General features: G+C 38.7%; 11 protein-coding genes and 1 tRNA gene. 8 read left to right on the forward strand and 4 right to left on the reverse strand.

Annotation, left to right across the window (positions count from 1 at the left end; translation table 11 throughout):
• Positions 1 to 11: 11 nt before the first annotated feature.
• The 5 genes from mshL to QZ289_RS02740 all read left to right on the forward strand — a co-directional run bounded on the left by mshL (position 12) and on the right by QZ289_RS02740 (position 5984).
• Positions 12 to 1700, forward strand: a complete 1689-nt coding sequence (mshL, locus tag QZ289_RS02720) for a pilus (MSHA type) biogenesis protein MshL (protein ID WP_295698922.1) — start codon at positions 12 to 14, stop codon at positions 1698 to 1700.
• The gene (locus QZ289_RS02725; protein WP_295698925.1) at positions 1700 to 3235 is read left to right on the forward strand and encodes a GspE/PulE family protein; all 1536 of its coding nucleotides are present in this window, start codon (positions 1700 to 1702) and stop codon (positions 3233 to 3235) included. Before mshL ends, QZ289_RS02725 begins: the two co-directional genes overlap by 1 nt.
• Positions 3232 to 4467, forward strand: coding sequence for a type II secretion system F family protein (locus QZ289_RS02730; protein WP_295698928.1), 1236 nt, complete (start codon positions 3232 to 3234; stop codon positions 4465 to 4467). Before QZ289_RS02725 ends, QZ289_RS02730 begins: the two co-directional genes overlap by 4 nt.
• 489 nt (positions 4468 to 4956) lie before the next feature.
• On the forward strand, positions 4957 to 5517 hold the full coding sequence (locus QZ289_RS02735; protein WP_295698930.1) for a YceI family protein: 561 nt from the start codon (positions 4957 to 4959) through the stop codon (positions 5515 to 5517).
• A 158-nt stretch (positions 5518 to 5675) separates the two neighbouring features.
• Positions 5676 to 5984: a hypothetical protein gene (locus QZ289_RS02740; RefSeq protein WP_295698932.1), complete on the forward strand. Its 309-nt coding sequence runs from the start codon at positions 5676 to 5678 to the stop codon at positions 5982 to 5984.
• 265 nt (positions 5985 to 6249) lie between these two features.
• Here the strand turns inward: QZ289_RS02740 and QZ289_RS02745 are convergent, their stop codons facing one another.
• The 4 genes from QZ289_RS02745 to QZ289_RS02760 all read right to left on the reverse strand — a co-directional run bounded on the left by QZ289_RS02745 (position 6250) and on the right by QZ289_RS02760 (position 7992).
• Positions 6250 to 7068, reverse strand: coding sequence for a glycosyltransferase (locus QZ289_RS02745; RefSeq protein ID WP_367181325.1), 819 nt, complete (start codon positions 7066 to 7068; stop codon positions 6250 to 6252).
• Positions 7038 to 7265 (reverse strand): glycosyltransferase, encoded by a 228-nt coding sequence (locus QZ289_RS02750; RefSeq protein ID WP_295698934.1) that lies wholly within the window; start codon positions 7263 to 7265, stop codon positions 7038 to 7040. The genes QZ289_RS02745 and QZ289_RS02750 overlap by 31 nt, the downstream gene beginning before the upstream one ends.
• 17 nt (positions 7266 to 7282) lie before the next feature.
• Positions 7283 to 7359: transfer RNA gene (locus QZ289_RS02755), tRNA-Met, on the reverse strand.
• 111 nt (positions 7360 to 7470) lie between these two features.
• On the reverse strand, positions 7471 to 7992 hold the full coding sequence (locus QZ289_RS02760) for a hypothetical protein (protein WP_295698936.1): 522 nt from the start codon (positions 7990 to 7992) through the stop codon (positions 7471 to 7473).
• Positions 7993 to 8122: 130 nt separating this feature from the next.
• Between QZ289_RS02760 and QZ289_RS02765 the strand changes: the two genes are divergently transcribed.
• The 3 genes from QZ289_RS02765 to QZ289_RS02775 form a co-directional block, all read left to right on the forward strand.
• On the forward strand, positions 8123 to 9322 hold the full coding sequence (locus tag QZ289_RS02765) for an aspartate aminotransferase family protein (protein WP_295698939.1): 1200 nt from the start codon (positions 8123 to 8125) through the stop codon (positions 9320 to 9322).
• A 17-nt stretch (positions 9323 to 9339) separates the two neighbouring features.
• Positions 9340 to 10401 carry an SAM-dependent methyltransferase gene (locus QZ289_RS02770; RefSeq protein WP_295698942.1) on the forward strand — a complete coding sequence of 354 codons (1062 nt, stop codon included), beginning with the start codon at positions 9340 to 9342 and terminating at the stop codon, positions 10399 to 10401.
• Between the two features lie 87 nt (positions 10402 to 10488).
• The coding region (locus QZ289_RS02775; protein WP_295698945.1) for a cache domain-containing protein at positions 10489 to 11885 on the forward strand (1397 nt) is incomplete at its 3' end.

An 11885-nucleotide genomic window follows, 5' to 3' on the forward strand; every position in this document is an offset into this window, starting at 1 on the left:
AAGGGGGAAATATGAAAGCGTGTTTTAGAATTCTTTATTTTTTACCAATACTACTTTTTTCCTGTGATTCACCCATTAATATTCACTCACGTAGCAATGTCCCTCTAAGCAAAATCATCGAGGAGGTTGCCACACAATGCCAACTTAATATTATCTACCTCCAAGAGAATACCAAAGCAATGCTCGATAGCAAAAAGATGGCGATTCATATCCAAAACAAGCCTATTAAAAAGGTTTTAGATAGCCTTATTACTAGCAATGATTTTTATTACAACCTGCATAATGAGACCTTAAAAATCGGCTCGCTTCTTACCAAAACCTTTGAAATTAGCTATATTGCCACCACGCGCGTAGGCTCTAGCAACACTGACATTGTCTTTTCACAAGATAATCAAATCCAATCCGTCTATAATACAAGCCTACACAACGCCCCCTTAGCCATTTCAAACTTTGAACTCGATTCCCAATCGCATAAAATGGCAATAGGCAAAGCGACTGCAAATAATCCCAATATAGGTAAAAGCGGGACAAAGATTTATAGCATTGATGAGATTGACTTTTGGGGTGAGCTCCATAATGAAATCGCTGCTATTGCCTATGCACCAGGCGATAGCTATCAGCCTAATCCCATAGAATTAAAGGGAAAGAGCAAGGATATTATTATCAACAAAGCAGCCGGGCTACTCACTATAACCGCCACACCCACACAGATGAGACGTATTGAGGCTTATATTAAGAATTTGAATGAGAAGATTCAAAAGCAAGTGCTAATTGATGTGCATATTTTTAGCCTCCAGCATACCAATAATCAAACCTATGGCGTGGATTGGGGTGAGTTTTATAAATTAGGGAATCTCTCCACTCTCCCGCCAAGCGCGGATTCTCAAAGTAGCAATGTGAATGTAGATTCTTCAGGCAATAGCTTTGCGATTAATATTTTCTCACAAGGTGTGAGCATTAACCGCATTATCGAGTTTTTGCAAACTTATGGCAAGGTGCAGTCCATCTCTAATCCCAAAGTTTTAACGCTCAATAACCAACCTGCTATCATTAGCGTAGGCAGTGTGCTAAGATATTCACAAAATACGACCTATCAAACCACCACGCAAGGCACTTCGATACAAAACAACGCCCAAGCCTTCCCCTCTGTCTTTGCTGGAATCCTCCTTGATGTAACCCCAAGCATTAAAGATAGTAAAATCATTTTGAAAATCAATCCCTCCATTACCAAAACTAAAGATATCGCGATTGAAAATCAAACAACCGCGCTAGAAACGCCCCCTAACCTCTCCACAAAGCAGCTTTCCTCGCTCGTGCAGGTAAAAGATGGAGAGCAAATCATATTGGGAGGATTGATTGACAAAACAGAGGGGCAGACTATCCGTAAAGTGCCGATTTTAGGCGATATTCCGCTGATTAAATATCTCTTTAGCTATAAGAGAAATATCAAAGAAACCCAAGAAATGATTATTGTCATATCTCCACATATTATCAATCTTGAATCAAATATCACCTCAAAGGATAGGACAATCATCGATGAGATTATCGACTTTAGCCAAAAAGATACATTAAAAGACACCCAAGCTAAAGAAGCCACCAAACAAGAAGCAGCCGCAGATAAACAACCCAAAGCTAATTCCCAACCAAGCCAAGATTCCATACAAGATATTCCACAAAATCCCACCATAGAGGATATGTAATGGATGTGTCATTCCCCCCTATCAATCTCCATAGCTTAAAGCTTAGTGAATCTTGCCTCAATGCCCTTGAATACAAGTTTATCCAAAAACACCAATGCCTTATCTTTGATATTACACAATCCCCTCAAACAATCCATATCGCCCTTAAACACACTAATGCTCCCCTTAGCCTTATCCGTACGCACATTTTGCGCCTCTATCCTCAAGCACATTTAGTATTTTTTACCACCGATGAAAAGTCTTTTGCGCTCCAAGCCCATCATATTTATCTCTTTCAACACTTTAATACATTGAAAAACGCACTTTTGAAGCAGCACGAAAGCCCAAATGATACAAACAATAAGGATACCGATATAAGCGTAGTAGCATTGCTTGATTTTATCCTGCATACTTGTATTATGCAAAAGGCAAGTGATATACATTTAGAATCTTTTGAAGCAAATGGCAAAAGGGCAGCACGTATTAGAATCCGCATAGATGGTATGCTAAGAGAATTGTTTAGTTTAGAATCTAATGTGCTCGAGGCGTTGAGTTCGCGCTTAAAGCTAGAATTTGAGCTAGACATCACGCAAACACGTCAAAGCCAAGATGGACGTTTCAAGCGGGTATTTGATAATCATCATTTTGACTTCCGCCTCTCTATTCTCCCAGCCTTTGGCGGAGAATCGCTAGTGATTAGAATCCTCGCTAAAGAGACACAGAATCTAAGTCTTGAGGGCTTAGGATTTACCAAAGAGCATTTAACCACTATCACAGGGCATATTCAAGCACAAAATGGCATTATCCTCCTCACAGGACCTACCGGCAGTGGTAAATCCACGACACTCTATGCAATGATAGAATCTATCAAATCCCCTGATAAAAAGATTATCACCCTTGAAGACCCTATCGAGTATCACACACAGCTTACTACACAGGTGCTTATCCACAATAAATATGATTTTGGCTTTAGTGAGGCTTTGAGGGCATTATTGCGGCACGACCCTGATGTCCTAATGATAGGTGAAATCCGTGATAAAGAAAGTCTTGATATTGCGCTAAGGGCTGCTCTCACAGGGCATTTAGTATTAAGCACATTGCATACGAATGACGCGCTTAGTGTGGCAGAGCGGTTGCTTGATATGGGCGCACAGGGCTATCTTATTGCTTCAAGTTTGCGTTTAGTGATTTCCCAAAGGCTTGTGCGCAAATTATGTCCATATTGTAGAGCCCCACTTAGTGCCAAAGAAATGTATAATAAGCTTTTGCAATCTCATCTTTTGCATTTATGGGATAATATAAAAGATGGCACATTTTTCGCTCCTTGTGGCTGCGTGCATTGCAATATGCAGGGCTTTAGCGGTCGTTTGCTTGTCGCAGAATGTTTGCAAAATACGTCTTTATTGGGTGAGTATATCAAATCACCGCAAGATAAGGCGCATATACACGCAAAGCTTAAACAAACGGGCTTTAAAAGTATGCTAGAGGTAGGTATGGAACTGCTCAAAAACGGGCAGAGCAGTTTTGAAGAAATTTATAGGGTGTGTAATATATGAAAAAGCTACCGCAAAAATACTTAATCAAGGGCATTAAAGACAATCAACACGTGCAAATCACTTTGCTTTCAACCTCATTAGAGAATGCTAAAGAACAGAGTTTGAATAAATACAATATCTATCCTATTGAAATCAAAGCCCTAAGTGGATTTGAATTTCTCCATTTGCAGATACTAAGACTAGATAATAAAATCACCAAGCAAGATATTGCCGCACTTTTTATGCAAATCTCTACTATGCTAAGTGCGTCTTTGCCTATTCTTGAAGTGATTGAAGTATGTGCGAAAAATACCAAAAAATCGCCCCTAAAGCGGACATTGCTTGAAATCGCTTATCGATTGAATCTTGGACAGAAGCTATCCTTGGCTTTTAAGGAGCATAGAGCAATCTTTGGCGATATGACGTGGAATATGATAGCCCTTGGGGAAAAGAGCGGAGAGCTAGGCGAGATCTTTAAAATGCTTAGCAATCACCTCATCAAGGAGTATAAAAATAAGCGCAAAATCAAACGCGCCCTGTTTTATCCCACGCTCGTGCTACTAAGCATTATAGGGGCATTTATCGGGCTTGTGCTATTTGTGCTACCTGAGTTTTTAATGATGTTTGAGGAACTCAAAGTTAATCTCCCTATCTACACTAGAATCCTTATCCATTTGAAAAGCTTTTTTACACATTTTGGGCTACTCTTTTGTGTGCTTGTGTGCGGGGGTGGGCTTATGCTATATAGATTCTATAAGCATTCGCAGAGCTTTAGACATTCCCTCCACGCCTTTGTTTTGCATATTCCTCTCATTGGTGAAATCATTAAACTTAATATGTTTTATCAATACACCTTTACGCTCTTTTTACAGCTTAAATCCGCCACTCCGCTTGATATGGCACTATCACTCAGTAATAATGCCCTTTATAATCTCGCCCTAAGGGCTGCATTTATTCGAGTCTTAGAATCTATCAAAAATGGCAAAAGCCTCTCTCTCGCCCTCACACAAGAAAATGTCATAGATGATATTTCTTTGGCTCTTATCGCTGCTGGGGAGCAGAGCGGCAAACTCCCTGAAATGCTTGAAGTATGCGCGAAGCGATTTGAGGAAATCGCACAAGAAAAGATAGATTCTCTCATCTCTCTTATTGAGCCGCTTTTAAGTCTTGTAATGGGTATCCTTTTGTTATTTTTAGCACTAGGGGTATTTGTGCCGATGTGGGATATGAGCAGTGCAGCCATCAATGGCTAAATTTCAAGACTTATATTCTTAAGATATGGACAAAACAATGGGTTTTACCAAAAATAAAAAATAGCAAAAGTTCTATACATTTTCTATTGTGCTTATTTATATAAGTGAGGTATATCCTCACTTATATAAAAATTAAACGCACGAGATGCTAACCCCTTAAAACATCGTAAGGGTGGTGAGTGGGTAATCTAGCGAGCTAATTTCTTTAAACCTCTCCCCCTTATAAAAAAAGAAAAACATAAAAAAATTTCAAACTTCAACAAAAGTTAATGTGTATTAAAAAAGAATCAAACAAAAGCAATTAATTTACACAATAAACAAAGTAGAAGCTTTTATTATTTCTTATCTTTTGCAAAAATACCATCAAATCGTTACTACTTTGCCACTTTATTTATTTTGCCAAAAAGCGTGTGATATATGAAAAAATTATTTGTTTTTTTATCCTATACTTAGAGGGTATTTCACATATATTTCACAAAAGGAGACGATATGAAAAAAATTATCGCAGGTATGGTTCTTATAGGAAGCTTAGCGTGTGCGGCTGTGATTGACGCAAATAAGGCAGAGGTTAAATGGACAGCATTTAAAACGTCTACAAAAATTGGTGTAGGTGGCACATTTAACGATGTAGTATTTAAATTTGGCAAACCAAATGTCGCTCAAAGTTTAGAATCTCAACTCAATAACGCCACAGCAACAATTGATATTATGAAAGTAAATACTGCTGATGAAGGCAGAGATGAAACTATCCGCAAAAACTTTTTTGATAAATTTAGCAAAAAAGACCCTATCAAAGTAACATTTAAAGATGTGATTGAGGGTAAAGGTAAGGGCACGATTCTAGCAAGTGTGCGTATGAATGGTAAAACAAATAAAGTGCCTATGCAATTTGAAGTAGTGGGCAAAAAGCTTGTGGCAAAAGGTGTGATTGATTTAAGCGAGTTTAATGCTGAATCTGCACGTGCAAGCTTGCAAGCAGCTGTGTCTGACCTCCACGAGGGCTTGACTTGGTCTCAAGTAGAAATCGCCCTTGAAGCACCTTTGAAATAACCTTCAAATACAACAAGCTTAATATGGATATTAGGCTTGTTTCTCCTCTTCTCTCATATTAAACCTAAACCATTTAAAAAGCTTGTCTTATAATTTGCAATCTTACGATAACGTAGCAATTTAATTTGCTTCCTATAAGCTACGCTAAATGATTTATAATGCCACATTTCACACAGCTTACATTTGATATATGGGAAGTAATCTTAATAGGCGTAGTGATAGTATTTGTAGTATATGGACTGACCAATTATATAAAAACTAAAGAAGTGGTGGAGTTACCCAAAGACAAGACTATTAAACGTCCTGAGAATATGTGTGAAGACACAATCACAATCAAAAAATTAATAAATGCTAAAGAAGCAAAGATTTATTATGCCCTTACAAAAACTTTTAAAGAAAGCTATAACATAAACCCTCAAGTCTTTTTTAAAGTCTTTTTGATAGGTGAGCAAGATATACATACGTGAAAAAATTTTGGCGATTTTTATTGTGATTTTTTAATCACACACAAAAGAGGAGAACACAAAGATAAACCTTTGGCTGTGATAGCATATCACGGAGGTAAGCATTATGGCACAGAGAACAATTTGCTAAAGTGCGCAAAAACGATTTCATCAAGGCTCAAGTGCTTCATAAAGCTGGTATGAACTATATAGCCATTAAAGAAGCAGACATCAAAAAAGATTTAAAATATACTGATGATAAATTGCTTGAATCCCACATTGCCAAGCTTTATTCCATACTATCACCTTCATAGACCTTAATATCCTCAATAATATATCTTGGACGCCTTTTAGATTCTGTATAAATTTTGCCAATATACTCCCCGATGATACCTAAACTCAAAAGCTGAATCCCACTAAAAAAACATAACAATATCGCTGTAGAAGCCCAGCCAAAAATCGCATCATGTGTCCAAAATTTCACATACAGCACATAACATAAGAAGAGCAAAGCAGCAATAAAAAACACAAAGCCTATCACACTCACCAGCCTTAAAGGCGCTACGCTAAAACTTGTAATGCCATTAAGCGCAAAAGCACACATTTTTGCTAATGTGTATTTACTCTCTCCCATAGAGCGAGGCTTGACATCAAAATACACCCTATCAATCTTTAGCCCCATATCCATAATCACACCCCGCAAAAACAAATTGCTCTCTTTATAAGCCCCCAATAATTGCAGCGCTTTTGCACTCAATAGCCGATAATCAGCGTGATTTTTAACCACCTTTGTCCCCATAAGTGCCATAAAGTCATAAAACACATTTGCACTCTGCTTTTTAAATAGAGAATCTGTATGACGGTCATTGCGGATACCAAGCACAATATCACTTCCTGCTTGATATTTACGGATAAACTCATCAAACATATTTTCATCTTGTTGCAAATCACAATCAATACTAATAGCACAATCACATTTATGGGCTGCATATTCTAGCCCAGCTAAGAGGGCATTTTGATGTCCAAAATTCCGCGAAAGCTTAAGCGTAATAAAAGCAATACTCCATTTTTTGCTTTTTAAGTAACTGGGGGGGGGGGCAATAGCGATATACTATGCTGAATGTGCTGCCACGTATTGTCACTACTTCCATCATCGACAAGCACAATGGCACTTTGAGGCGCAATCTGCGCAGATTCTATCATCATATATAATTTTTGAGAAAGTTTTTCTAAAGTATGAGAGATGACATTTTCTTCATTAAAGCAAGGCACGATAACATAAAGCTTAGGGAGTATATTGCGCATAGAGAAACCTTTAAAGATGGTGTCAAAGGGGAGACTTGAACTCCCGACCTCCGGCTTATGAGACCAGCGCTCTAACCAGCTGAGCTACTCTGACATTAAAATCTCTTAGAATCTATGGAGCAAATAAAGCTGATAATTCTATGCAAAAAGTACTAAAAAGTCAAGTTATACACGCATTCATTGGCAATAGCGACCCTTAAAAACACTAGACCTGTGAAAGCATAAACTTATCATACGCATTTTTATAGCGTTGGATAAAATCATCTATCATTGAATGCTCCACCCCAAAAGCCCTTTGTGCATTTAGCTTATGTATATCTATATTTTCTTGCTGTTTAGAATCTTTGCCTTGATAAAAGGCAGTAAATCGATACAAACTCTGTGCCATAAGGATTTTTTCACTCTCGCTTAAATCCTGCGTAGCCCACAAAAAGGCTTGATATTCCGCATCGCTCATTAGCTCAATCACCTTTAAACCATAAGTGATACGATTTGTATTGCCATCTAAGTCTTGAATCTTAGCACTTGGTGCAATATCTTGTATTTCTTGCACATCATTTATCTTGTTTTCATCTTGCGCTGCGTTTGTAGCCACAGATGAGGGAGATTCTGCCTCTGTGTCTTTATTTATCTCATCGGCTTTGTGTTTTAAGGTATTATCTTGTCCCTTTATGTGATGGGTATTTGGTATGGCTATTTGACTACCTAAGCTTCCCTCAATACGCAAAATGCGCTCCTTTTGTAAAATGTTTACTTCCTTTTGCCACTAGCAAAAAACGCTCCATAATCACTAAAAATTGCTAAAACATTATGCTTTTGGGATACAATACGCGATTTAAAGGCTATGGAGGTGAAAAATGGATTTGGCACAGATTCAAAAACTTGATGAGACTTTCATCCTTCACACGTATGGGCGCTCCCCTGTGGCATTTGTGCGTGGGGAGAATGCACGGCTTTTTGACACACAAGGCAAGGAATACATCGACTTTGGCGCGGGGATTGCCGTATGCAGCGTAGGACACGCTAATCCCCGCTTGACAAAGGCTATCGCCACCCAAGCACAGAATCTTTTGCACACATCAAATCTCTATTACATACCCCATCAAGCCGCCTTAGCAGAGCGACTTATCAGCCTCTACCAAGATAAAATGATTGATAAAAAGCCTATGCGTGCCTTCTTTTGTAATTCCGGTGCGGAGGCAAATGAATGTGCGATTAAAATCGCTAGAAAATATGGCAAAAGCAAAAATGCCTATAAAATCATCACTTTAGATTCTAGCTTCCACGGACGCACGATAGCCTCACTCAAAGCCACAGGGCAAAAAAAAATGCACGAGCATTTTGGACCATTCCCCGATGGATTTGTGTATGCTAAGGATATTGATGATATTTATAATCACCTTGATAATGCAACTTGTGCGGTGCTATTAGAGCTCGTGCAGGGCGAGGGGGGCGTTTGCCCGATGGATAGGGATAAAATCCAAGCCCTAAGCAAACATCTTAAAAGTAAGCAGATTCTATTAATGATAGATGAGGTGCAAACGGGCATATTCCGCTGCGGAGAGCTCTTTGCCTCAAAGGTATATGGCATAGCCCCTGATGTCATTACCACAGCAAAGGGATTAGCCGGTGGAGTGCCTATCGGTGCAGTTATTACCTCACTTATTGATATTTTTCACTTTGGCGACCACGGAAGTACCTTTGGTGGGAATCCACTTGCTTGTGCAGCAGGGCTTGAGACATTAGATATTTTACATCATATCCACACAGATGGGACATTGCAGCGTAGGATAGAATCTTTTCATAACGCGCTTGAAGATATTGTGAAGCACTTTAGCCATATTTTTACGCATAAAGTGGGCTTGGGGCTTATGTGTGGGCTTTACACTAAGGATATCGCTATACAAGAGCACATTATCACAAACGCATTAGAATCTGGTGTGATTGTGCTAAAATCCGGCAAAGGCGTGGTGCGCTTCCTCCCTGCGCTTACCATTACCCAAGATGAGATAAATGAGGGATTTACTCGTTTGAAAAATGCGCTTAAAAGCCTCTAGTGCATAGGCGAGATTCTATGCAGGAGCACATACCCTTTAGTGCCTATATGTCTCAAAGCCTCTATGGGCAAGATGGCTACTACACCTCGCCCCATCGAGTAGGCACAAAGGGAGATTTCTACACATCTGTGAGCACAAGTAGATTTTTTGGTGGGGGCATTGCTACCTATATACTTTCTTTGGTTGAAAATGGCGCATTGTCCCTGCCTTTACGTATCGTGGAGATTGGCGCAGATAAGGGCTATTTGTTAGGCGATATTGCCCTATTTTTAGATGCCTTGAGTGAGTATCTCCTGCCACAATGCAACTTTATCACCATAGAGCCTCTGCCTTCACTTGCAAAAGCACAAGAAGCGCATTTTTCCACGCTTAAATCCTCCATCCCCATACATTTTGCTACCTTCACAGATTTTACTGCCATTCCAAAGCCACAAATTCCAACAAGCCTTTTTGTCATTACCAATGAATTGTTTGATAGCTTCCCTTGTGAAGTGCTAAGCGAGGGCAAAACGCTCTATATTAAGCAAGATTCTCATATATGGAGTGGGATATGGCAAGATGTAGAATCTCCCGCACTCAAGGCAAATGACATACGCATTCCTAACATATCTACTTTTAGCGGGGTTGTACCTTTGTGGAATTCTTTTCTCACATCACTTGCCATATTTGCCAAAAGCCACACACAAAGCTATTTTATGAGTTTTGATTATGGTAGCTATGGAATAGATAACGCCCTTAGCTATAATCCTAGATTCTATCATCAGCACAATGTGCTTACCTTAGCGGATTTTTTACAAGAAAAGAGCGATTTCCGCACTTTGTATCAACAAGCTGATATAACCTATGATGTAGATTTTGAGCTTTTGCATTTACTTTTAAGCAATGTAGGTTTTAAGCAGATTTTTAGCAAATCCCAAGCGCATGTGCTTATCGAGGATATGCATCTCTTAGCACTTTTAGAATCTTTTAGCGCACAAAAGAGTTATAAACATTATTTTAGAGAGATTCAAAAGGTAAAAACATTATTACACACAATGGGCGAACGTTTTAAAGGCATTTGCTATAAGCTCGTTTCATAGGTCGTTTGCACGCTATTAACAAAAAAAAAAAAAAAACGATATAATACAAGCTTTTTACTTTTTTAAGTAGCAAATTAAGGAGGAAATATGATACTTCGTTCATTAGGTACTAAGCTAACTCTTAGCATTATAGGCATTTTTTGTATTATTATTGTAACTATTAGTGCTTTTAATTTCCAAAAAACTAAAGAAAGTGTTATAGGAATTTATCAGGGGATACAAAAACAAACACTTGAATCAAGCTATAAAAGCATTTATATCACTATGGAAGAGGAAGGGCGGCACCATCTGCACGCTTTAGCAGAAAATATTCTTGCTGTGGGTAAAAATAATATAAGCACACAACGTTCATTTCTTCAAGCGGTTTCTTCACTTGTAAAATATCCTATAGTCGCTCTTGTGTATGATGATGATGGCAGTGCTATTATCATAGATTATGATTCAAATGCTTCTGTTAAGTCTTCGGCAGAATGGAGCGATACAGAGGGTGCGGATTTGCGCACTCGCCCTTGGTATGTAGAAACCAAACAAAAACAAAAAGATATTGTTACCCCTGTATATGAAAACAAAGTGGGCAAACACAAAGGGCAAAGTTTTTCTACCATTACTACACCGCTTATTAAAGATGGCAAGTTTATTGGTGTTATTGCATTTGATATAGATGTCTCATCATTTCAAGCACGTTTTAAGTCTTTTAGCAGTCCCGAATTACCCTCACTAGCGATATTCATAACAGATAGTCAGGGCAAAGTATTCTCACACGAGGATATGGAATCTGTGAGAAACGGCTCTTTAAATAGTGCGGAAATAGCATTGAAAGAAGCCTTACAAACGAATAAAGAAGGCACTTTTGACTATGTATTTAAGCTTGAAAATGGCAAAAATATCAATAAAGTTGGATTCTATAAACAATTTCCCTTTGGTTGGACTATGGTCGCCGCAGCTGAAAAGTCTGACTACACACGCCTTATTAACCTTAACCTCATAGCCACCATCATTTTAGCCATTGTAACCATTACTCTAGGCACAATTATTATCTTCTTTATTATACGTTTCTTTACAAAGCCCATTGCGAGTATCAAAAATGCTCTTATGGATTTCTTTGCGTATCTTAACTATGAACGAGAAAGTGTTCCAGAGCCTTTACGTCCTAGCAGCAAAGATGAGCTTAGCGTTATGGCAGAAGCCATTAATGATAATATAGAAAAAACAAGAATCGGCTTAGAGCAAGACCAAGCCCTTGTGAAAAAGTCCCTTGAAGCCATTGATGAAGCCAAAAGTGGCCACGCTACTAAACGCATTGAACTTACTTGCTCTAGCCCCTCTCTTAACCACTTAAAAGATTCAGTCAACGAACTTTTAGAGCTCTTAGCTTCAACCGTGGGAACAGACTTGCACGAACTTATGAGGGTCTTTGACACCTACACCAAGTTAGATTTCACCACAGAAGTAAAAGATGCAAAAGGACGAGTAGAAGTTGTTAC

The sequence above is a fragment of the uncultured Helicobacter sp. genome (assembly GCF_910577135.1).
GTDB lineage: Bacteria > Campylobacterota > Campylobacteria > Campylobacterales > Helicobacteraceae > Helicobacter_C > Helicobacter_C mastomyrinus.